The following is a 20,569-nucleotide window of genomic DNA, read 5'->3' as shown; positions in this document are numbered from 1 at the left end:
CATCCTTTTTCATTATTTAATTCTTAATTTATTTATTTTCCGATGAAAGCTTGTCTGTAAACTTCAGCAAGTTCTGTAACTAATGGCAATTTAGGATTTGCAGTTGTACATTGATCTTCAAAAGCTCTTTCAGCTAATGCATCAACTTCTGCTTCGAAAGTATTTTTATCAACACCATTTTCTCTGATACTCATTGGAATATTCAATTCTTTAGCAAGTTTGTAAATAGCGTTTACTAAACTTTGAACGCCTTCTTCAGTTGTGCTGGCAGGAAGACCCAAAGTTCTTGCAATATCAGCATAACGTAAATCAGCAATAAAGTGTTCATATTTAGGGAATGAAACAAATTTTGTCGGTTTTTTAGCATTGTAGCGAATAACATGTGGTAATAATATAGCATTAGCTCTACCGTGAGCTATATGGAATTGAGCACCTAGCTTGTGAGCTAAACTATGATTAATTCCTAAGAATGCATTTGCAAAGGCCATACCCGCCATAGTAGAGGCATTATGCACTTTTTCTCTTGCTAGTTCATCGTCACCATTACGGTAAGCTTTAGGAAGAAACTCGAATATTAGTTGAATTGCTTTAATAGCAAGGCCATCAGTATAATCATTTGCCATGTTGGAGACATAGGCTTCGATTGCATGAGTCAAAACATCCATTCCCGTATCAGCGGTAACAGTTTTTGGTACACTCATTACAAATTGAGGATCAATAATCGCTACGTCTGGAGTCAATTCATAATCTGCTAATGGATATTTGATGTTATTTTCATTATCAGTAATAACTGCGAATGAGGTTACTTCTGATCCAGTACCTGATGTAGTAGGGATCGCTACAAATTTAGCTTTTTGTCCGAGAGTTGGGTATTTATAAACACGTTTTCTGATGTCCATGAATTTTTGTTTTAGACCGTTAAAATCTACATCAGGATGTTCATGGAATAACCACATACCTTTGGCAGCATCCATTGGAGAACCACCACCTAAAGCAATAATAACGTCTGGCTGGAAGTCATTCATTGCTTTTGCACCTCTAAGAACAGTTTCTTTAGAAGGGTCTGGTTCTACATCTGAAAATACTTCGCAGTGAACGTAATCAGGACGGTTTCTTAGATAATAAAGAACTTTATCTACATAACCTAATTTAACCATCATAGGATCTGTAACAATGAAAGCTTTTTTAATATCAGGCATTTTTGCTAAATATTGAACTGAATTTTTTTCAAAGTAAATTTTAGGTGGTAATTTAAACCATTGCATATTATTTTTACGATTTGCACGAGTTTTTACGTTAATCAAATGCATTGTTCCTACGTTTGAAGATACTGAGTTTCCACCATAAGAACCGCAGCCCAGTGTTAATGAAGGGAGGTAAGCATTATAAATGTCCCCAATTGCCCCTTGTGAAGAAGGTGCATTCACAATTAAACGTCCAGCTTTCATGCGACGATCAAATGCATCAATTACAGTTTCATCTGTTGAGTGGATGACAGCAGAATGTCCTAGTCCGCCATAAGCAAGCATTTCTTCAGCACGCTTGATTCCTTCTTCGCTACTATTAACTTTATAGGCTGCAAGAACTGGACTTAGTTTTTCTCTTGAAAGTGGATAATCTTTACCTACGCCTTCAAGTTCAGCGATCAAAATTTTCGTTTCTTTTGGAACGGAAACACCTGCAAGTTTAGCAATTTCGTAAGCTGGCTTACCAACAATATCAGCATTTAAATTGCCTTCAGGAGAAACCATAAAGTTTTCAACTTTTTCTCTTTCAGCTGTAGATAAGAAGTGACAATCATATTTAGTTAGTAAGTCTTTTACTTCAGTATAAATTTCTTTATCAATTATGACGGCTTGTTCTGATGCGCAGATCATCCCATTGTCAAAAGTCTTAGATAAAATCAAGTCATTAACTGAACGTTTAACATTTGCAGTTTTTTCAATATAGCAAGGAACGTTCCCTGCACCTACACCAAGAGCTGGTTTACCTGAACTATATGCTGATTTTACCATGCCTGGACCTCCGGTTGCTAAAATGGTTGCTACTCCGCTGTGTTTCATTAAAGCTTGAGTTGCTTCCACAGAAGGTGCTTCAATCCATTGGATACAATTTTTTGGAGCGCCAGCTTTTACTGCTGCGTCGTAAACTGTTTTAGCTGCTGCCACACTAGATTTTTGAGCAGAAGGGTGGAAAGCAAAGATAATTGGATTTCCTGTTTTAATTGAAATCATTGATTTGAACATGGTTGTTGAAGTTGGGTTGGTAACAGGAGTAACGCCTGCGATAACCCCAATAGGTTCTGCTATTGAGACAGTTCCTTCATGTTTGTTTTCCGCAATTACTCCAATTGTACGATCACTCTTGATACTATGATAGATATATTCGGTAGCAAAAAGATTTTTGATAATTTTGTCTTCATATACTCCACGTTTTGTTTCTTCAACAGCCATTTTAGCTAATGGCATATGCTGATCTAATCCGCCTAAAGCCATTTGTTTAACAATTTCGTCTATTTGTTTTTGATCTAATGAACCTAATTCTTTTAAAGCAATTTGTGCATTGTTGACTAAATTATCAATCATATTTTCGATTGAGTTTTCAACTTTAACTTCTTCTGTTTTTTTGACTGATGCTAATTGAACCATTATAAATCCCTCCGATTAATTATTGTGAAGTTATGAGCATGTAGTGCTAAAAATAAAATGTTTCATCATACCTCAGTTCCTAGGATTAAAAGAAGTATAAATAAAACATATATATATCACAAATTGACTATAACATAGTGTAAACGGTTACCAAAAAAATATTTGTGACAATTTTGTGACACAATTCACAATTAGTAGTTTTTTATATGTTCGTTTTGTTTAATAGAGTCTTATAGTTCAAATTTTCACTTGTTACATATGCATAATTGTGATATACTGAACGTGAAGATAATATAATTTATAAAGGAGTAAATAATATGGAAAAACAACATAAAACTAACTTGTTAGAAGAGTTATGGAAGGGTTTTAATGGGTCAGACTGGAAAACCTCAATTAATGTTAGAGATTTTATTCAAAAAAACTATACTCCCTATGATGGAGATGACTCTTTCTTAGAAGATGCTACTGAACGTACTAACGAATTGTGGGATCAAGTAATGGATCTCAACAAAAAAGAATTTGATGCCGGCGGAATGCTGGATATGGATACTGAAGTCGTTTCTACTATCACTTCTCATGGACCTGGATATTTAACTAAAGAAAAAGAACAAATCGTCGGATTCCAGACAGAAAAACCTTTCAAACGTTCACTGCAACCTTTTGGCGGTATCCGAATGATGGAACAGGCTGCTGAATCTTATGGATTTGAAGTAGATCCAATGTTATCACATGTATTTAGAGATTGGAGAAAAACACATAATCAAGGTGTTTTTGATGCATATACTCCAGAAATTAGAAATGCTAGACGTACGGGTGTTATTACCGGTCTTCCTGATGCCTATGGTCGTGGACGTATAATTGGTGACTACAGAAGAGTAGCTCTGTATGGTGTTGACCGCCTAATTGCTGATAAAGAAACAGATAAATTAAATTGTGGTAATGGCATGATGAGTGAAAAAATCATTCGTCAACGTGAAGAATTAAGTGATCAGATCAGAGCATTGGTAGAACTGAAAGAATTAGGAAATATTTATGGATTTGATCTTTCTAGACCAGCTAAAAATGCTAAAGAAGCATTCCAATGGTTGTATCTAGGTTATCTAGCAGCAATCAAAGAACAAAATGGAGCTGCTATGTCTTTAGGAAGAACTTCAACATTTTTAGATATCTATATTGAAAGAGATTTAAAAGATGGTACTATGACTGAACAAGAAATACAAGAACTAGTCGACCATTTCGTTATGAAATTAAGACTTGTGAAATTTGCTCGTACACCGGAATATAATGAATTATTCTCAGGAGATCCCACATGGGTTACTGAATCTATTGGTGGTGTCGGTATAGATGGACGCCATATGGTAACGAAAAACAGTTACCGTTTCCTACACACATTAACAAACTTAGGACCTGCTCCAGAACCAAACTTGACAGTCTTATGGTCTACAAAATTACCAGCTTCTTTCAAAGAGTACTGTGCTAAAGTATCTATTGAAAGTAGTGCTGTCCAATACGAAAATGATGATATCATGCGAGAAGAATGGGGCGATGACTACGGAATAGCATGTTGTGTGTCTGCTATGCCGATTGGTAAACAAATGCAGTTCTTTGGAGCTCGCGCTAATCTTGCTAAAGCCCTTTTATACGCTATCAACGGCGGGGTGGACGAACGTACTAAAACTCAAGTTGGACCAAAATACCAACCAATTACATCTGAAGTCCTTGATTACGATGTAGTTTTAGAGAAATATGATGATATGCTTGAATGGTTAGCAGGTATGTATATCAATACATTAAACATCATTCACTATATGCATGATAAATATAGCTATGAAAGAATTGAAATGGCTCTACATGATACTGAAGTAGCAAGAACAATGGCTACAGGTATTGCTGGCTTCTCAGTGGCAGTAGATTCACTTTCAGCAATCAAGTATGCACAAGTAAAAACAATTAGAGATGAAAATGGATTAGTAACTGACTATGAAATTGATGGAGATTATCCAAAATATGGTAATAACGATGACAGAGTAGATGAAATAGCGATTAATTTATTAAAAACATTTATGACTAAAGTTAAAAAACATCCAACTTATCGAGATGCTAAACATACTACTTCAATCCTTACTATTACTTCAAACGTTGTATATGGTAAGAAAACAGGAAATACACCAGATGGAAGAAGAGAAGGTGCGCCATTTGCTCCAGGTGCTAACCCACTTCACGGAAGAGATACGCATGGGGCGTTGGCTAGTTTGAATTCAGTAGCCAAACTACCTTATAAAGAATCTTTAGATGGAATTTCAAACACCTTTTCTATCGTTCCTAAAGCACTAGGAAAAGAAGACACAACTCAAAGAAAAAATCTTGCAACTATGCTTGATGGATATGTTAAGAAGAACGGACATCACCTTAATGTGAATGTTTTAAATCGCAAAACACTTGAAGATGCAATGGAACATCCAGAAGAGTATCCTCAATTAACCATTCGAGTATCTGGATATGCCGTTAACTTTGTAAAATTAACAAAAGAACAACAAATGGATGTCTTAGGTAGAACATTCCACGAAAGTATGTAAGGAAAAGCAATAACAAAAGCAGAACAATTATTATTGGAGGAATTATTATGACAGAACCAGCGATAGGGTACGTTCATTCTACGGAAAGCTTTGGATCAGTAGACGGTCCGGGTATTCGATTTGTGATCTTTATGCAAGGATGTCGTATGCGATGCGAGTTCTGTCATAATCCTGATACTTGGAATATGGGTGGAGGAACTCCGTATACAGCAGAAGAAATGATGAAAAAAGCACTTGATTATAGAGAATACTGGGGAGAAGAGGGAGGCATTACCGTTAGTGGTGGTGAACCCCTGCTCCATATTGATTTTCTAATAGAATTTTTTAAATTAGCAAAACAAGAAGGTATCCATGTATCTCTTGATACTTGTGGACAACCATTCACATATGATCAGCCATTCTTTGGGCGATTTGAAGAATTAATGAACTATACTGATCTTGTGTTGATGGATGTGAAGCATATTAATAATGAGGAACACAAAAAATATACGATGCATTCTAATGAGAGTATATTGGCTATGGCTCAGTATTTATCAACTCGTGGCGTACCGATGTGGCTAAGGCATGTATTAGTACCAGAGCGTTCTGATTATGATGAATATCTCGAACAACTACATGAATTCATTGAGCAACTAGAAAGTGTTGTAAAAGTTGAAGTGTTACCTTACCATCGATTAGGCGTTTATAAATACAAAGAGTTGGGAATTCCCTATAAATTAGAGCATATCGATCCACCAACTGCTGAACGGGTTGCCAATGCAAACCGTATATTACAGACATATAAATACTAGTCTTTAAAGAAAGAAGCAGAAGTCTAACTTTTGCTTCTTTTTATATGATTGAATTTATTTAAAAATTCATATATTCTAATAATAGACATAAATGATTAAAAGGAGATTTTTAAATGGATAAAATACTAGTTTTTGGACATAAAAGTCCAGATACCGATGCAGTAACATCAGCTATTAGTTTTAGTTATCTACAAAATCAGTTAGGCTTAGATACAGAGGCAGTAGCACTTGGAGAAATCGGTGAAGAAACAACTTTTGCGTTAAATTACTTTAACGTTAATAAACCTAGAGTGGTAACTACAGTTTCAAATGAAGTGAAGCAGGTTATGCTAGTTGATCATAATGAATCACAACAAAGTGTTGAAGATATCGAAAAAGTTGAAGTACTTTCTGTTGTAGATCACCATAGAATCGCGAATTTTCAGACTGCTAATCCTCTTTATTATCGAGCTGAACCTGTTGGTTGTACAAATACTATCATCTTGAAATTATATAAAGAACATGGTGTCACTGTTCCAAAGGACATAGCTGGAATTATGCTATCTGCAATTATTTCAGATACTCTATTATTGAAATCTCCAACTTGCACAGATATCGATATAGCTTCTGCAAAAGAACTAGCTGAAATTGCAGGAGTAGACCTAGAAAATTACGGTATAGAACTTTTAAAATCAGGTACGAAAACTAGCGATAAATCTGCAGAAGATCTTCTCAATGCTGATGCAAAATCTTTTCCAATGAACAAAAAAACTGTTCGTATTGGGCAAGTGAATGTAGTAGATGTAAATGAAATTATAATAAGGAAAGAAGAATTATTAGAAGCAATGAAAGTACAAAGTGGAATTCAAGGATATGACTTATTTATTTTGTTGATTACGAATGTTCTGGAAAATGACTCTACAGCTATTGTATATGGAGATCATTTTAAAGAAGTTAGTGAGGCATTGAATAGTTCTATAAAAGATAATGTTATATTTTTAAAAGGAATTGTCTCTCGCAAGAAACAGGTTGTTCCCCAATTAACTGTTAAATTTGAAAATTAATATAATCAAAAAAGCAAAGCTCAAATAAATGAGTTTTGCTTTTTTACTATTATAATAGTAATTATTTCATTATATGTGCACAAATAATTTTGAAAAATTCATTATTTGTAATATAAATCACAATGTTAAATTGAAATTAAAAAGTATACAAACATTCTCTAAGTGAAATTTGTATACTTTGAAATTTTAATTTATGGGGATTTCTATCAAGTTAAAGGTATGACGATTCAAACTAGCCATTTGTTCAGAAATGGCTCCTACACCTTTATAGGCAAATTCATCTAATCGTAATTGATCATTATAAAGAATAACAGTATCTTCTATGTTAACCTGTTCATCTACTTCAACCATTAAATGACTCATCATTAACACAACAATAGGATAGAGCTTTCCATTGATCAGAACGTCATGTTTTGCACGATTTTTCATTATACCATTTCCATAACCAATATCGCATATAGCTATAGAAGTATCTTTTTCGGCAACAAATGCAGCAGAGTATCCAGCGCTTTGACCTTTTTTGAGCCGAACGATGTCTTTTACACTAGCACTTACTTCAATTGTCTGAGCTGGTAGTGATGTAGGAATTTTATCAAAATAGGGAAGTGCACCGTACGCTGTAGCGCCAGGTCTTATATGAGTATGTCCTTCCAGCAGTCCTTCTCTCGTATAAGAAGCACTGTTTTGAGCATGAACATACTCCAGATTTTTAATATAGTCTTTTAGTTGATTCAATACAGTTAACCAGCTATTCTTTTCAATTTCATATTTAGGTTCTGTAAGATCATCTGCAAAGGCAAAATGTGTCCAGACACCCGTTATATCGACGTAATTTTCTTTAAATACTTGAAGCATCTCTTCTGAATGATCAAATCCGAAACGGTTCAGCAAGTTTTTATAGACTAGCTGTACTTTTATTCCTTTTAGTTGTGCTTTGTATTTATTATAGAAAGTCAAGTTGGGGACAGTTAATGTAATATTATAATTTTTCAACAGATTAAATTCAGTAGAAGGATCTAACAATAATATCATAATTTCCTTATCTTGTTTACGTAACCAGATAGCTTCAGATAGATTCGTTGTTGCATAACTTTTGATTCCGGCTTGAAAAAATGCAGTAAACGCACGTTCCATTCCGAAATTATAGGCATCATTTTTCACAACTACAATAACATCATTTTGACTTTGTAAGGCTTTGGCTTGTTCATAGAGTCTTTGTTGATTCAGCTTTAGTATAGCAGTCATCTTATTCTCCTAAATTATTTAGTATTTCTTGAAAGTAAGTTACGCCATTAATCAGTACTTTTTCGTCAAAGTTAAAAGTAGAGGTATGGAGTCCGCTGGTATATCCTAATTCTTCATTTCGAATACCTAAAAAAGCAAAATTAGTCTTAGCTACTGTGTCATAAAAAGAAAAATCTTCTCCATATAGATAAGGATGTTCTTTGACTTTAAATCTTAAACCTGCCGACTCTACACTTTTTTCAACTAGTTCAAGTAAAGAACTGGTATTAATGACTGGAGGATATCCTTCAGCTACAGTTAGAGTAGTAGATGTTTTAAAAATCAAATCACTACTTTTAACGACGGCATCAATTTTTTGTTTAATGATTTCAAGATCTTTTGGATCATAGGTTCTAATCGTTCCTTCTAAATATCCGGTACTAGCTACTGTATTAATGGCTTCTCCGGCAGTCATTTTACCAATATGAATAACATTCTGATTTAATCCATTTAGGTGGTACTGTTGAATCTGAGCAATTTGATTAGCAATATGTGACAATGATCCTAAAGCATTTGCTCCTGTTTCTTTTTCAGCAACATGAGCTGATCTTCCTTTAATATTGATTCGATATTCAGTAGCACTTGCCATTAATGGACCTTCTTTTGTCAAGATGACACCTTCATCTGTATCTGGACCTAAATGGAGAGCAAAAATGGCTTCTAAATTATAATCGGAAAAAGGAAAGGCTTTGATAAGAGCGTTTGCTCCAGCATTCGATTCTTCAGATGGCTGAAAGATTAATAGAACATTATGTTTAAGTAACCCTTGGTCCTGTTGTGTTTTACATAATTCAGCGAAAGTGAGTAGAATAGAGGTATGACCATCATGGCCACAAGCATGCATTGCTCCGGAATGAGTAGAGGTAAAAGGAGATGAAGTTTCCTCTTCAATTGGGAGGGCATCAATATCCGCGCGGAAACCGATTGTTTTACCAGAATTTCCTTTTAGATATACAATAGTTGCTGTTTCAAGAGGTGTTAAATAATCGATATTTAATTGTTTTAAAGTATTTCTTATATAAGCTGTTGTTTTATATTCATGAAAAGATAATTCAGGAATCAGATGTAATGCTTGACGGTGGGCTGATACAGTTTTTACATAGTCTTTCATAGTTTTTCGACTCCTTGATTTGTATAATAAATTGAGTAGATGTTTATAAGAATAAAGCTAAAGTGAAATTAAAAATGAAATTCACTTTAGCTGAATGGATTAATTTAAATTACGAAGGGCAGAAATAATATCTACTTTTCCAGCTGCTACTTCACTAGTATTTTTGATTACTCGAGCGGGAACTCCAGCTACTACAGTATTTGCTGGAACATCTTCTGTTACAATAGCACCTGCAGCAACCACTGCGCCTTTGTGAACTGTTACTCCTTCAAGAACAACTGCATTGGCGCCAATAAGAACATCATCTTCAATAATGACAGGTTTTGCACTAGCAGGTTCAATTACACCTGATAAAACAGCTCCAGCCCCAACATGAACATTTTTTCCGGTAGTTGCTCGACCACCCAAGACAGCTCCCATGTCAACCATAGTTCCTTCTCCAACGATTGCTCCGATATTGATGACAGCCCCCATCATTATGACAGCATTGTCTCCAATCACTGCATGTTCTCTAATAAAAGAACCGGGCTCAATTCTGGCATTGATTTCAGTAGCATCTAATAAAGGAATTGCAGAATTTCTGCGGTCTTGTTCCAATACATGATCTATCAATGATTCTTTATGATCGACAAAGAATTTTTTCCAGTCATTTAAATCAGTAAATAGGGTATAACTATTATTGCTCCCAAATACTTTAAAAGTATCAGGGAAATCAGTTTTCTTTAAATCCGTATTAACATAGATTTTAACAGGTGTTGTTTTAGTTGAATCGCTAATATATTGAATGATTTCTTCTGCTGAAAATTCTCTCATGTTTTCATTCTCCTAAGTTGTTGTAAGTATAGTATCCGTTTGGTTTATTGAGCAATTGAGCCGCAACGGTCAGTGCACCACTTGCAAAAATATCTTTTGATTGGGCAGTATGCTTGATAGAGATGACTTCATCATGTCCGGTATATAGCACTTCATGTTCACCTACAATGGTTCCTCCGCGAATAGATGATATTCCAATTTCTCTACTATCTCGTTTCTCAGATTTTTCATGACGATCATAAACTGGCTGAGCATCTTGCCTGGAATTTTGGACAATTGCATCATATAATTTTACTAAGGTTCCACTTGGAGCATCCACTTTTTGATTATGATGTTTTTCAATCATTTCAATATCAAAATCTTGTAAAAGAGGGGTAGCATATTTAATGATTTCCGTTAAAATATGCACTCCATAACTCATATTGGCGCTAAAGAAAACAGGTTGCGTTTTTGCTTTTTTCTGCATAAGATTAACCAATGTATCTTTGTCTCCAGTTGTCGCAATCACTAACGGTGCAGAGATAGTAGAGTTTAAAAGCTGAGTCGTTAGTGTAGGATGTGAAAAATCGATTACAACATCTACTGCAGGTAAGGCGTTGTCAAAATTTGAAAATATTGGATAAGGTGCATCAATTGTTTTTTCTGGAGTAATTACTCCAGAAATCTTATGACCATTTTCTTCAGCGATAGCTGCCACACGTTTATTCATTGCTCCAAATCCGACTAATAAAATGTCCATCTAATTCCTTCTTTCTATTAAATGACGGTAAGTTTCAATTATTGAAATTTGATTAACTTCTTCTAGAGTAACTAAGGGAAGTCTCACTTCGTAATCCCCGAATCCTAAAAAGCTAGTTAATACTTTAACTGGAATAGGATTGACATCGATACTTAATGCTTCCAGTAAAGGAAAAAGATCTTTATAAAGCAAATTTGCTCTATCCAGGTCTTTTTTTACAGATTCAAACATCTCCTGGTATTCTTTAGGTAATACATTTGCAGCTACGGAAATTAATCCATGACCACCTTGAGAGAAAAAGGGAAGAGCAAGATCGTCATTACCGCCATAAAAAGCAAACGAATCATTGACAACAGACTGAAGACGACTTAAGTTAGTCAAATCACCAGTGGCATCTTTTAACCCAACTATATTTGGATGTTCTGATAACACGCGCAATGTTTCTGGATCAATCGTCATACCAGTACGCGCAGGTACATCATATAAAATCACAGGAATATTGACTGCATCTGCAATGGCAGTGAAATGCGCGAGTAAGCCTCGCTGACTGGTTTTATTATAATAAGGCGTAATGACTAGTAAACCATCTACACCAAGTTCTTCAGCTTCTTTAGAAGCCTGAATACTCGTTTTAGTATTGTTTGAGCCAGTTCCTGCTATTACAGGAATTTGTCCATCAGAAACCTCAAGTGATACTTTGAGCAGTTCAGTTTTCTCTTCTGAAGTCAGCGTAGAGCCTTCTCCAGTTGTTCCATTGACAATAAAACTTTGAATATGATTTTCCTTCAGAAATTCTAAGTGTTCACGGAAGCTTGTGTAGTCAACTTCTCCTTCGGAAAAGGGAGTAGTCACTGCAGCTCCGATACCGGTAAATAGATGATTCATTTAGTATTGCTCCTTTCCGTTGATCAATTGTTCAAGGATTTGAACGGCATTCAAGGCAGCGCCTTTTAAAATATTGTCACTGACTGTCCAGACATGGAAAGTATTAGGAAAGCTATCATCTTTTCTGATCCGCCCTACAAAAATACCTTCTTTTCCACCTGCATTAACTGGCATAGGGTAAATATTTTGTTTTGGATCATCTTCAAGTATAACATTAGGATTCTTATTGAATAACGCTTTGATTTCTTCTGAAGTTGTTTCTTTTTCTAAGGTAACGTTTATGGCTACTGAATGAGCACTGGTAACGGGTACTCGCACACAAGTTGCTGTGACGGGTAGAGAAGGAAGCTGAAGGATTTTTCTAGTTTCTTCGATCATTTTGACTTCCTCTTTAGTATATCCGTCTTCTTGAAAGACATCTATATGTGGTAGAACATTATTATAGATTGGATGAGGATAATTGACAGGTTCCTCACCACGCTCACCGCGCTTAAGATCTTCTATACCTTTCCAGCCCGATCCCGAAACTGATTGATAGGTTGTATAGGCTACTCGCTTTAAGCCAAAAGCGTCTGCTAAAATATTTAAGGGACCAACCGATTGGATAGTGGAGCAGTTTGGATTAGCTATAATTTTTCGTGAGAGGGAAGGGGGATTCACTTCCGGTACTACCAGTGAAATTTCAGGGTCCATTCTCCAAGCGCTGGAGTTATCGATAACAACTGATCCATGTTGTTCAAATAGAGGAGAGAATCGTAAACTAGTTTCTCCACCAGCTGACATTAGCACATAGTCATAAGGACCCTGGGTTTTAGATTCTGTTAATTCTTCTACAATGTAAGTTTGCCCTTTAAAAACAATTTCTTTTCCAGCTGATCTGGCTGATGAGAAAAGTGTCAGTTTTTTTATGGGGATGTTTCTTTTTTCCAGCAACTCCAGCATTGTACTGCCTACTAGCCCGGTTGCTCCAACAACTGCGATAGAATACATAAATAGTTCCTTTCTGAATTAAAATTTAAAATACTTTTATAAATCAAACTTTTGACATAGAAGTCTAGTAGCTTTTTCTCCATTTATTTCATCAATCACACAAGAAACACTTATTTCGGAGGTTGTAACTTGATAATAAGGAATTTCTGATTCAATCAATGTTCTAAATATACGGGAGGCAACGCCGGACATATCTCTCATTCCAGCGCCAATAACAGATATTTTTGCGTAATCCTCGACAATACTTACCGTAAGGTCAGGATATGTTTCTTTGAGAAGGTTAAATATAGTGATCAATTGTCTCTCGTCAGAATCTTTTGCAGTAAAAGAAAGCTGCATTCCAGTGATATTTCTGATCTGAGAAATCATATCAATATTGATTTCTTCTTGTTCAAGTTTTTTAAAGATATCGTTAAGAAGAGCTTCTCCGTTTGACGAGTCTGTCAGAGTAACATGAGACATATCTTTATCTAAAGCTACACCAGTAACAGCTTTTCTTTCAAGCATTTGGTCATTAGGCACGATCCATGTTCCTTTCTCAGTTGATAATGTTTTTCCAAGGTATAGATGAATTCCGTTATTGTTAGCTAATTCAACGCTCCGAGTTTCTAGTACACCAGCTCCTAAAGCGGACATTTCCATCATTTCTTCATATGAGATCATGTCCCAGCGCTTTGCGGCAGGAAAGATTCTCGGGTCTGTACTGTATACGCCCGTTACATCTGTATAGATTTCACAAGTAGAACCTAAGGCCGCTGCAAGTGCTACAGCAGTTGTATCGGATCCGCCTCTGCCAAGAGTCGTTAATTCTCCTTCTTTATTGAATCCCTGAAACCCTGCAACAATAATTACTTTATTTGTTAAGAATAGCTGATTAAATAAATCTGTCTTAATAGAAGAAATTTTACTTTTCAGATGGTGACCAATGGTTTCGATTCCTGCTTGATATCCAGTTAAAGGCTTGGATTTTATACCTATATCATTCAAGATCAAGGATAGGTAAGAAATAGTCTGCTGTTCACCAGTAGTCAGCAGCATGGCTAAATCTTGATCGTTTGGAGTAGAAGTAATATGTTTTACGTTTTCCAATAATTCATCTGTTGTCTTTCCCATAGCAGATACTACGACGACTAATTGTTCATCATTTTCAGTTCGTTCTTTCAAATAATTTGCAATATCTTTGATTTTTGATAAGTCTGCAACACTAGATCCGCCGAATTTCAATACACTTCTTTTCATATTTATCCTTTCTAAATGTAATGAGATTGCCTGTAATGTTTTGCCTCAAAATTAAAAAAAGAGGACAAGCCGAGGTTACCGACTTGTCCTGAAGAATCTATATATACAAGCGGAAGCACTCCGTAAAGTAGATTACCTATTCAGTTATTAGGTCATCTACTTATAAAACGGCAGTCTGTCTATTATTCATATACAGCCCAACAGTTTATCCTCTGCAATAGATAAACCATTTCGGCAAATTTCCCTTTCCTTATCACGAACTTACAGGTTCTACGTATGATTAAGTACTAATGATCTTTGCGCCTCATCCAGTCATTAAGTTGTAGTTTGTTATTTGCTTATAACCATATCAAAAATATAAATGAAAGTAAACAATTATTCGCTAAAAAAGTGAAATATACATTTCAAACTGAATTCTATTAACATAGAATCCAATATTTATTCATTTTAAAGTGTAAAAGCAAATTTTTCGATTTGTATATGTTTATTGATACAATAGAATTATTAATGATAAGAAGGAGAGATGAGTATGAAGCAGGCAATACATTTTCCGAGTGGACAAAGCGTATTGAATCTTGGACAGGGAACTTGGAGACTAGGCGAAGATCAAAGTCAACATAACCAGGAAGTGGATGCGATACGAACTGGAATTGAAAAAGGACTTACTTTAATTGACACAGCAGAGATGTATGGAGAGGGAAAATCTGAACAGCTAGTTGGTGAAGCAATTAAACCATATAATAGAGAGAATTTATTTTTAATTTCTAAAGTATATCCTCATAACGCCGGAGAACAGAATATCTTTGATGCTTGTGATGGAACTCTAAAGAGGCTAGGGGTAGAGTATTTGGATATGTACCTTTTACATTGGCCAGGTAGTGTGCCACTTCAGGAAACGGTAGACTGTTTCGAAGATCTGAAGAGACAAGGAAAAATCAGAAACTGGGGTGTTTCTAACTTTGACCTTGAAGATATGCAGAACCTTTTATCTTTAAGAAATGGTGAAAACTGTCAAACGAACCAAGTATTGTATCATATGGCTTCAAGAGGTATTGAAGTTGTATTGAGGGATTATCTTAGAGAGAATAATATCCCAATTATGGCTTATTGTCCGATTATTGGTCAAGAGCCAGAATTAAAAGATAAAGTCTATCATAGTCCCACTGTTAAACAAATTGCGGATACTCATAGAATTTCAATTATCCAATTATTATTAGCCTTTGTTATGCAACAAGATAATACGATTGCTATCCCTAAAGCTGGCTCAGCAGATCATGTCAGTCAAAACGTAGATGTTTTTGATATTCAGTTATCAGAAGAAGAATTAGCCTTACTTGATGAAGCTTTTCCGGCACCAGAAAAAAGAATTCCACTGCGTGTTCAATAATACCTATTCTTATAACGTAAGAATCATATTACTATAAAGACTGTCAGTGGAAATATATTGTATAGAAGATGTTGACTATGGGAGTTGAGGGAGAAGAGACTCCTCCTATAACTCGGAAATTATATTGTAAAAGTAACTGTCCTGCTGTAATAGTTCTCTTAGCATTAGAGCCGTTAAAAAGACGGTTACTTTTTTTAAATAGTAAATAACCATCTACTTACTACTTGTCAAAGTTAGTAGATGGTTATTTACTATTGTTTTTTTCGTAAGCGCAATGCTAAGGACGCATCAATCATTTAGCGATTATTAATTATAGGAGCTGTTTCAGAAGTTGCTAAGGTAAAATTAGATAGTTGGAGAACACATATAAAAAATATAATTTCTGAAATTCCCTAAATAGTATGCGGTACGATTTATATGAAAAATTTCAAAGAATATTTTACGGAACAGAGTCCCAATTAGTTTTATAGTAGTTAACGATCAATATCAAATCATAGGATTCATTTCAGGTTGAGAAAATAGGTTGAAGGAAATCTATACAGAATATGTTTGTGAGTTACATATGATATGTCTAGTAAAAGTCATCCGAGTAAAAAAATCAGTAGATAATTATTAGAAAAAATTAGCTGAAAATTCTGCAAAAAGGTTTTATGAAAAAACAGGTGCAAGATATTTAGATTCAAAAAATCTCGTTAATGAGAAAAGAACTAGAGGAATCGATTTACGGTCGGCAAGATACTAACTAATAAATAATTAGGTTTAATCTCAATTGAAATTCATTTGAATTTAAAATTATACTGGTTGGGAAGAGAGTTTATTTCATACAATCTACTTTGTATAATATATATTATGTAAACTAATTTAAAAATAAAAGACTATCAATTGATTTTTAAGGTAAAAGAAAAAAACACAACGAGTCTGTCATGCTTTCTTCTAAACGTCTAAGGCTTTAGAATTATCTTTTATTGTATTACGAACCTTTTTCTTTAATATATCAAACTCATCATCCCAAGTAGCCACCATTACACAAAATTCTACTGCGTCATCTGTTTCTAGTAATATTTCGTAATTATTCATTTGTAAGAAAGTAGCTAAAGCATGATAAGCTGTGCGCTTATTGGCATTATAAAAGCAATGCTTCTTAATCAAATTAATGAATAAAACCGCCGATTTATCAAATAATGTTGGATACATTTCTTCACCAAAAAGAGATGTGTGAACTGAGTTTACAGTCATATCCAATGCTTCAGGCACTTTCACACCAACGTCTTCTCCAGGCGAATAACGTTGGATAAGGTATGCATTGATTGTAATTAAGTTATTCTCCGTTAAAAAATTCATTAACGTTCAACCAAAGCTTTTAGAGCAGCATCATTCTCGTCAGCAACTTTTTGAATAAGGCTCATAAATTCATCAGTCACTATCGGATCTTTTCTTTTTAAAACAATACCATCATTATTCGTTTCAAAAGAAATCGTATCGCCTTCTTTTAAGCCCATATCATTTAAGATGCCAACAGGAATCGTTACACCTACGCTGTTACCGACTTTCCGTAACTTTCTTTCTTCTACTTTCGCTACTGCTTTTCCTACATTTCTTCCAAGACGGAGTTTTGATGAACCCCCTCTTACTTGTTGTCCTTGTTTAATATTCACATGTGCCATTTTAAGCCACTCCTTGTTTGTAGTTATGTAACTACATTATACAGTAAAACTTGTACACATCAAAGAGTAAATAAAAATTTAAGATATGCTAAAAAATGATATAATTAGACAAAAAAACACACACCTTTCTGGGGAAAGATGAAGGAACGTGATCACTCCACATATTAGAACCGCCGCTTTTTTTATCTGCAATACGAATAAACTCGTAAGTGCTAAACCTAATACAATTAAATATAAACTGTTTTCATTTAAAAAGGACAGAAAAACCGTTAATGCGAAAACTCCTAAAATATCGACTAGTGTCAGCTTTTTTCCTGTAATACCATTGACCGCTCTCAAAAGTGTCAGTATCCATGCCAGCATTAGTAGATGGATGGACTCCGTATAAAAAAGCAGGTGGAACAAAGAAAAAAAGCAGCTATGATTGCTGAAGACTGATGTGCCGGATCGATTTCTCGAGTTACTGCCCATGTCAAAAATACGCCTCCGCCTGTACTAAGACCTGAAAAAAATCTTCTGCAAACAACCAGCCTAGAGCAGATGCTACGAGCGTAAAAAATACAATAGCCATGTTTGTTTTATCATCTAAGCGGATCTTTCTGCTTAATGTAAAAATACGATCATCCCTTTATTTATCATAAGTCTTACGGACTTGTCGATAAGCACTTAAAAATGGAATAATCAATGCGGCTGCAACTATTCCGAAAATATTAAAAATCAAGCCGCAGCCAATCGTGATGACAAAGGGTAACCAAAATGGCAATTCCATATCTTTTCCTAAGAAGTACGGCTCGATGAGTTGTTTGAAGGCCTCTACCCCAACATAAAGTAAGAGCAGCCACCAACCTTGACTGGCCGTTCCTGCTATCCATTCCCACATTATCCAAGGAACAAATGCTATGCCGGCACCGATAACTGGAACGATGTCTAATATACTGATGCCTAAAGCAATTAATAAAGACCAGGCGCCATAGCCGATGAACCAAAGTCCCAGCGTCAATAAAATATATATCAGACCAATGATTTTAACTTGTACTTTTGAATAGAGCCAGATATTGCGAATGCCTAAATTCAACACTTCTGACCAGAATGATTTATCTAAATTCATATTTTCAACCTTCTCCTCCATAATTTTTTGTTTTACTGCCCACACACTATACCAGAATCATACCAGAAATTTGAAATCTAATGAAAGAACTACCCTGTTTAAGCAGTGGCTAATCTTTTGAATCTGTCTACATACATATATACATAGGAAAGAACAATTGCTTTTATATTAATCACAACAAAAGATAATTAGTTAATCAAGATGATTTTCGCTTGATTTCGAACACACGTTTGCTATAATGGTTTTGTAAGAAGTTACGACGGTGGCTTTAATTAGGAGGTGGTTCTATGTCCCCCATAGTCCATTTTTCAGAAAGTAGAAGCCTGTTTTGAGTGTGAGTGATGCTTTGCAACTGATGATGGGATTTGGCATGTTTATAGTTGCTTTAATCTCTCTCATTGTTAGCATCAATAGAAAAGATAAATGAATGCACAAAAAACCGTCCTAACTTTGGCGAGTTCAAGGACGGTTAGATCGTTCATATATTTTGTCACCGTTGAATTAAACGGCTTACGTAAGGAGTCTTGTTAGCGCAAGGCTCTTTTTCAATTCAAGTATATCATAAAAGATAACACTGTCAATCTTAAAAAATCAAATTTTTGAGTGCCCTACCTACGCTCCCCTTCTCTTCTCTTCATATTTACTCTAATCCCAGTTCAATTAGTATAGATACTCTTATCCCTAACAGACCTTAGATATAAATACTTCAAAATAATATGTTTCTCTTACTTAAATTATATTACGATAATATAGACGTAATAAATAAAACCATCAAGGACTGTTCTCTAAGTCGATGATGGTTTTTTAAAAGAAAATATTTGGAATTCTAATATCTATTTCTATAGATTCATGTTAAAATTTTATCGATTGTAATACAGTTTCACATTCAATTTGATTTCTAATAGTTTCTTCTTCATTTGCTATTTCCACAAAATGGATACTTACTAGTCCCCACTTTTTTAGTTCGTATAAAGTGAAATGGTTTTTTCTTAATACTGTTTCCAAAGGGCAGTCGATATCTCCATCTGCATTATGGATAATATCGTTGTTGTCCACTGTTAAAGTTATCTGCATACTTTTACACTCTATAACATACTTATACTTATTGCTTGGATAGTTGTTTGTTGGCTTAGTTTCTCTCATATGATCCCACCTCACATTAAGTTCATCCTGTTATACTTTTAACCGACTAATCATCGAATATCAACCTTATATAAAATATATTAACAATAATTTATCAATTTATTGAAAATTGTTATTATTTTACCCAATCGAATTAGGAGGTTTTACAATGAACGAGGCATATTATCATTTAGGAAAGGTCTTAAAAACTATTAGAGAAAACAAAGGCTATTCCCAGCAGGAAATTTCTGACAGTACGATGTCAAGGTCTAATTATACAAAACTTGAGAGAGATGAAATCAATCCAAACGTAGTGAAATATTTGGCTATTCTTGATTATATGGATATGCACCACGATGAGTATTCATTTATATTAAATGATTATAGTTTAAATGATAAAGACAATGTTTTTTATTTATATAAGAAAATGGAGCAATTTCCTGAGATAACATATGTAAAAAAATTGATAGATGCTGCTAATGATTTGCTTGAAAGTCGCTATGATCACTTGACAAAAGATGTGCTGAATATTGCTCAAGCTTATTATAGTTTGATGAAAGACCATAATCTTGTAGCTGCTCGTAAATATGCAGAAAGTACATGGGAGAGATTGAAAAAATTAGATAAATTCTATCTCTCAGAACTTCATTTATTAAATGGTATTCTCTATTTGTTTGAGGTAGAAACAGTTGTCTCCCTGACAGATAGAGCTTTAAAGGATCTTGAAAAATATTACTGTTTTAAAGAAGCTGAGGAGCTGAGACTATCCTACTTATCTCACCTTTCTTGTATACTGATAGCGCATGAAGAGTATGATCTTGCATTAAAGTATATTGATCAACTTATTACTAAATCGAAGAATGATAGTAATGCCCTATCTTTTGGTGCTGCATTGGTTCGTCAAGGCTTGTGTCTGCAGGGATTGGATAAAGAAAAAGAAAGTCAGGAAAGTTATGAACTAGCTATTGAGTTATTTCGTGTAATGGATCGGGAAGATTTGGTTAAATTAACAAAAGAAAATCCTAAACTTCTTTATAATCCTTATGGATATGTGGATGTTGAAATCAAGCCTGAATAAGTTAAGTAATTATTTTTCCATCTATTATTAATAGTAAAAGACCAGTAATTTTTTTATAATACCTCCAACACGTCTAACTTTTAGAGGTATT

General features: G+C 34.6%; 18 protein-coding genes and 1 riboswitch. Of the genes, 6 read left to right on the top strand and 12 right to left on the bottom strand.

The genetic code is table 11. From position 1 onward, the window contains the following. Positions 1 to 32: 32 nt before the first annotated feature. Entirely contained in the window at positions 33 to 2,648 is a 2,616-nt protein-coding gene (adhE, locus tag BM212_RS00185; RefSeq protein WP_091895178.1) for a bifunctional acetaldehyde-CoA/alcohol dehydrogenase, read from the bottom strand. A 317-nt stretch (positions 2,649 to 2,965) separates the two neighbouring features. Here adhE and pflB point away from each other — a divergent pair, with 317 nt between their 5' ends. From pflB to BM212_RS00170, 3 genes are all read left to right on the top strand, one after another. Beyond that, a complete protein-coding gene (gene pflB, locus BM212_RS00180; protein ID WP_091895177.1) occupies positions 2,966 to 5,224 on the top strand; it encodes a formate C-acetyltransferase in 2,259 nt (752 codons plus the stop codon). A gap of 47 nt (positions 5,225 to 5,271) precedes the next feature. After that, on the top strand, positions 5,272 to 6,015 hold the full coding sequence (gene pflA, locus BM212_RS00175; protein WP_072694883.1) for a pyruvate formate-lyase-activating protein: 744 nt from the start codon (positions 5,272 to 5,274) through the stop codon (positions 6,013 to 6,015). Positions 6,016 to 6,128: 113 nt separating this feature from the next. After that, complete coding sequence (locus BM212_RS00170; RefSeq protein ID WP_087060197.1) at positions 6,129 to 7,058, top strand: manganese-dependent inorganic pyrophosphatase; 930 nt, start codon at positions 6,129 to 6,131, stop codon at positions 7,056 to 7,058. 186 nt (positions 7,059 to 7,244) lie between these two features. Here the strand turns inward: BM212_RS00170 and BM212_RS00165 are convergent, their stop codons facing one another. The 7 genes from BM212_RS00165 to BM212_RS00135 form a co-directional block, all read right to left on the bottom strand. After that, a complete protein-coding gene (locus BM212_RS00165; protein ID WP_091895176.1) occupies positions 7,245 to 8,303 on the bottom strand; it encodes an alanine racemase in 1,059 nt (352 codons plus the stop codon). Position 8,304: 1 nt separating this feature from the next. Beyond that, entirely contained in the window at positions 8,305 to 9,453 is a 1,149-nt protein-coding gene (locus BM212_RS00160) for a M20 metallopeptidase family protein (protein ID WP_072694886.1), read from the bottom strand. Between the two features lie 99 nt (positions 9,454 to 9,552). After that, positions 9,553 to 10,266 (bottom strand): 2,3,4,5-tetrahydropyridine-2,6-dicarboxylate N-acetyltransferase, encoded by a 714-nt coding sequence (gene dapD, locus BM212_RS00155; protein ID WP_072694887.1) that lies wholly within the window; start codon positions 10,264 to 10,266, stop codon positions 9,553 to 9,555. A gap of 4 nt (positions 10,267 to 10,270) precedes the next feature. Beyond that, entirely contained in the window at positions 10,271 to 11,005 is a 735-nt protein-coding gene (gene dapB, locus BM212_RS00150; protein ID WP_091895167.1) for a 4-hydroxy-tetrahydrodipicolinate reductase, read from the bottom strand. Beyond that, positions 11,006 to 11,890 carry a 4-hydroxy-tetrahydrodipicolinate synthase gene (gene dapA, locus BM212_RS00145; RefSeq protein ID WP_091895165.1) on the bottom strand — a complete coding sequence of 295 codons (885 nt, stop codon included), beginning with the start codon at positions 11,888 to 11,890 and terminating at the stop codon, positions 11,006 to 11,008. It lies immediately after the preceding gene. Beyond that, the gene (locus BM212_RS00140) at positions 11,891 to 12,880 is read right to left on the bottom strand and encodes an aspartate-semialdehyde dehydrogenase (RefSeq protein WP_091895164.1); all 990 of its coding nucleotides are present in this window, start codon (positions 12,878 to 12,880) and stop codon (positions 11,891 to 11,893) included. A gap of 36 nt (positions 12,881 to 12,916) precedes the next feature. Beyond that, positions 12,917 to 14,119: an aspartate kinase gene (locus BM212_RS00135; RefSeq protein WP_091895153.1), complete on the bottom strand. Its 1,203-nt coding sequence runs from the start codon at positions 14,117 to 14,119 to the stop codon at positions 12,917 to 12,919. 105 nt (positions 14,120 to 14,224) lie between these two features. Next, positions 14,225 to 14,435: riboswitch (Lysine riboswitch) on the bottom strand. A 213-nt stretch (positions 14,436 to 14,648) separates the two neighbouring features. On the opposite strand from BM212_RS00135, the gene BM212_RS00130 reads away from it, so the two are divergent. Further along, on the top strand, positions 14,649 to 15,506 hold the full coding sequence (locus tag BM212_RS00130) for an aldo/keto reductase (protein WP_091895150.1): 858 nt from the start codon (positions 14,649 to 14,651) through the stop codon (positions 15,504 to 15,506). Positions 15,507 to 16,439: 933 nt separating this feature from the next. Here the strand turns inward: BM212_RS00130 and BM212_RS00125 are convergent. From BM212_RS00125 to BM212_RS00115, 3 genes are all read right to left on the bottom strand, one after another. Beyond that, entirely contained in the window at positions 16,440 to 16,847 is a 408-nt protein-coding gene (locus BM212_RS00125) for a type II toxin-antitoxin system death-on-curing family toxin (RefSeq protein WP_072694893.1), read from the bottom strand. After that, positions 16,847 to 17,170 (bottom strand): AbrB/MazE/SpoVT family DNA-binding domain-containing protein, encoded by a 324-nt coding sequence (locus tag BM212_RS00120; protein ID WP_091895144.1) that lies wholly within the window; start codon positions 17,168 to 17,170, stop codon positions 16,847 to 16,849. The genes BM212_RS00125 and BM212_RS00120 overlap by 1 nt, the downstream gene beginning before the upstream one ends. 628 nt (positions 17,171 to 17,798) lie before the next feature. After that, positions 17,799 to 18,278, bottom strand: coding sequence for an AI-2E family transporter (locus BM212_RS00115; RefSeq protein WP_177206255.1), 480 nt, complete (start codon positions 18,276 to 18,278; stop codon positions 17,799 to 17,801). Positions 18,279 to 18,612: 334 nt separating this feature from the next. On the opposite strand from BM212_RS00115, the gene BM212_RS00110 reads away from it, so the two are divergent. Continuing rightward, a complete protein-coding gene (locus tag BM212_RS00110; protein WP_091760211.1) occupies positions 18,613 to 18,705 on the top strand; it encodes a putative holin-like toxin in 93 nt (30 codons plus the stop codon). Between the two features lie 425 nt (positions 18,706 to 19,130). Here BM212_RS00110 and BM212_RS00105 read toward each other — a convergent pair whose 3' ends face one another. Next, entirely contained in the window at positions 19,131 to 19,421 is a 291-nt protein-coding gene (locus tag BM212_RS00105; protein ID WP_091895138.1) for a hypothetical protein, read from the bottom strand. Between the two features lie 148 nt (positions 19,422 to 19,569). Between BM212_RS00105 and BM212_RS00100 the strand changes: the two genes are divergently transcribed. Next, positions 19,570 to 20,478 carry a helix-turn-helix domain-containing protein gene (locus BM212_RS00100; protein WP_091895136.1) on the top strand — a complete coding sequence of 303 codons (909 nt, stop codon included), beginning with the start codon at positions 19,570 to 19,572 and terminating at the stop codon, positions 20,476 to 20,478. Positions 20,479 to 20,569: the final 91 nt, after the last annotated feature.

The organism is Marinilactibacillus piezotolerans, assembly GCF_900114235.1.
Classification (GTDB): domain Bacteria; phylum Bacillota; class Bacilli; order Lactobacillales; family Carnobacteriaceae_A; genus Marinilactibacillus; species Marinilactibacillus piezotolerans.
The sequence above is the reverse complement of the archived record's forward strand: the minus strand, read 5'-3'. Positions and strand labels throughout refer to the sequence as shown.

What these genes read in the sequence shown, in the direction of transcription:
- BM212_RS00130 (WP_091895150.1), top strand. Translation starts at nt 14,649, where the DNA reads ATGAAGCAGGCAATACATTTTCCGAGTGGACAAAGCGTATTGAATCTT.
- pflB (WP_091895177.1), top strand. Translation starts at nt 2,966, where the DNA reads ATGGAAAAACAACATAAAACTAACTTGTTAGAAGAGTTATGGAAGGGT.
- BM212_RS00140 (WP_091895164.1), bottom strand. Translation starts at nt 12,880, where the DNA reads ATGTATTCTATCGCAGTTGTTGGAGCAACCGGGCTAGTAGGCAGTACA.
- BM212_RS00100 (WP_091895136.1), top strand. Translation starts at nt 19,570, where the DNA reads ATGAACGAGGCATATTATCATTTAGGAAAGGTCTTAAAAACTATTAGA.
- BM212_RS00165 (WP_091895176.1), bottom strand. Translation starts at nt 8,303, where the DNA reads ATGACTGCTATACTAAAGCTGAATCAACAAAGACTCTATGAACAAGCC.
- dapB (WP_091895167.1), bottom strand. Translation starts at nt 11,005, where the DNA reads ATGGACATTTTATTAGTCGGATTTGGAGCAATGAATAAACGTGTGGCA.
- BM212_RS00135 (WP_091895153.1), bottom strand. Translation starts at nt 14,119, where the DNA reads ATGAAAAGAAGTGTATTGAAATTCGGCGGATCTAGTGTTGCAGACTTA.
- adhE (WP_091895178.1), bottom strand. Translation starts at nt 2,648, where the DNA reads ATGGTTCAATTAGCATCAGTCAAAAAAACAGAAGAAGTTAAAGTTGAA.
- BM212_RS00105 (WP_091895138.1), bottom strand. Translation starts at nt 19,421, where the DNA reads ATGAGAGAAACTAAGCCAACAAACAACTATCCAAGCAATAAGTATAAG.
- dapA (WP_091895165.1), bottom strand. Translation starts at nt 11,890, where the DNA reads ATGAATCATCTATTTACCGGTATCGGAGCTGCAGTGACTACTCCCTTT.
- BM212_RS00120 (WP_091895144.1), bottom strand. Translation starts at nt 17,170, where the DNA reads ATGGCACATGTGAATATTAAACAAGGACAACAAGTAAGAGGGGGTTCA.
- BM212_RS00115 (WP_177206255.1), bottom strand. Translation starts at nt 18,278, where the DNA reads ATGAATTTAGATAAATCATTCTGGTCAGAAGTGTTGAATTTAGGCATT.
- pflA (WP_072694883.1), top strand. Translation starts at nt 5,272, where the DNA reads ATGACAGAACCAGCGATAGGGTACGTTCATTCTACGGAAAGCTTTGGA.
- BM212_RS00160 (WP_072694886.1), bottom strand. Translation starts at nt 9,453, where the DNA reads ATGAAAGACTATGTAAAAACTGTATCAGCCCACCGTCAAGCATTACAT.
- BM212_RS00170 (WP_087060197.1), top strand. Translation starts at nt 6,129, where the DNA reads ATGGATAAAATACTAGTTTTTGGACATAAAAGTCCAGATACCGATGCA.
- dapD (WP_072694887.1), bottom strand. Translation starts at nt 10,266, where the DNA reads ATGAGAGAATTTTCAGCAGAAGAAATCATTCAATATATTAGCGATTCA.
- BM212_RS00125 (WP_072694893.1), bottom strand. Translation starts at nt 16,847, where the DNA reads ATGAATTTTTTAACGGAGAATAACTTAATTACAATCAATGCATACCTT.